We start from the raw sequence: 1,565 nt of genomic DNA, 5'->3' as shown, positions 1-1,565 counted from the left end.
TACAGGGTTTGAGGTTGCCCTGTAGGAGCGAGGCTTGCCCGCGAAGGCGTCAGATGCCTAAGCGCTAACCTTGAGCCCAACCAACCCGGCAATGATCAACGCCACACTGGCCAACCGCACCAGTGCCATCGATTCCCCAAACAGAATGATCCCCGCAATCACCGTGCCCACGGCGCCCACGCCGGTCCAGATCGCATAGGCCGTGCCCAGCGGCAATTCCTTCATGGCAAGGCCCAGCAAGCCAAGGCTGATTGCCATGGCGGCGATGGTGAGGGCGGTGGGGAGAGGGCGGCTGAAACCGTCGGTGTATTTGAGGCCAACGGCCCAGCCGACTTCGAACAGGCCGGCGAAAAACAGAATGATCCAGGACATGAAAACCTCCATCGATTGACGGGGTCGTCCCCAGATTAGTGACTCGTCAGAGCCGCGAGGTCGTCCTCGCGTTGCGCCATAGAGTGCCCAGCATTAATCCGGGGATCAAGTTTTCGGATCAATCAGCAGTCTGCTGACCACCGATTTCACGATCCTGTTTTTCGCTCATGCGCCGGAAGTACGTGGAGAGCAGGGCGCCGGAAATGTTGTGCCACACGCTGAACAACGCACTCGGCACCGCCGCCAGCGGCGAGAAATGTGCGCTGGCCAGCGCAGCACCGAGACCGGAGTTCTGCATGCCGACTTCCAGGGCCAGGGACTTGCGCTGGGCCAGCGGCAGCTTGAACAGGCGACCGGTGAAGTAACCCAGCAGATAACCGAAGCTGTTGTGCAGCATCACCACGGCCATGATCAGCAAACCGGATTCTGCAATCTTCGCCTGACTGGCGGCCACCACGGCGGCGACGATGATCACGATGCTCACCACCGACACCAGCGGCAGCACGTCCACCGCGTGACGAACGCGATCGCCAAGCAGGCGCTGGGCCACGACACCCAGCACGATCGGCAGCAGTACCACCTGCAGGATCGACCAGAACAATTCCATGAACGAAACCGGCAGCCAGGCCGACGCCAGCAGCCAGATCAACGCCGGGGTCAGCAGTGGAGCGAGCAGGGTGGTCACCGCCGCGATGGCCACCGACAGCGCCAGGTCACCACGTGCCAGCCAGGTCATCACGTTCGAAGAAGTACCGCTTGGGCAGCAGCCGACCAGAATCACACCGACGGCGATCTCCGGCGGCAAATGGAAAGCCTGGCAGAGCAACCACGCCACGCCGGGCATGATCACGAAATGCGCCACCACACCCAAGGCAACGCGCCACGGATGACGGGCGACTGCGGCGAAGTCTTCGAGTTTGAGCGTCAGGCCCATGCCGAACATCACCACGCCCAGCAGCGGCACGATGGCGCCCTTGAGGCCGATGAACCAGGCCGGTTGCAGAAACGCCACGACGGCGAAAATCAGAACCCAGTAAGCGAAGGTATTGCCGACGAAACGGCTCAGTGCTGCCAATGCACGCATGGCTTGATCCTTGAGTGTTGTTTTTTGAAAGTTGCACAGATCCAATGTGGGAGCGGGCTTGCTCGCGAAGGCGGAGTGTCAGTCACCATCTTGATGTCTGATACACCGC

Annotated in this window: 2 protein-coding genes; both read right to left on the bottom strand. The window is 61.2% G+C overall.

Going from position 1 to position 1,565, the window contains the following annotated elements:
- Nucleotides 1-57: 57 nt before the first annotated feature.
- On the bottom strand, nt 58-372 hold the full coding sequence (gene sugE, locus ACW9JE_RS30670; protein ID WP_457434899.1) for a quaternary ammonium compound efflux SMR transporter SugE: 315 nt from the start codon (nt 370-372) through the stop codon (nt 58-60).
- Between the two features lie 118 nt (nt 373-490).
- Nucleotides 491-1,456: a bile acid:sodium symporter family protein gene (locus tag ACW9JE_RS30665; RefSeq protein ID WP_457434898.1), complete on the bottom strand. Its 966-nt coding sequence runs from the start codon at nt 1,454-1,456 to the stop codon at nt 491-493.
- Between the last annotated feature and the right edge of the window lie 109 nt (nt 1,457-1,565).

Source organism: Pseudomonas sp. SDO55104_S430 (assembly GCF_054070595.1).
Note: the sequence above shows the minus strand (reverse complement) of the source record. Positions and strands in the feature narration are given on the sequence as shown.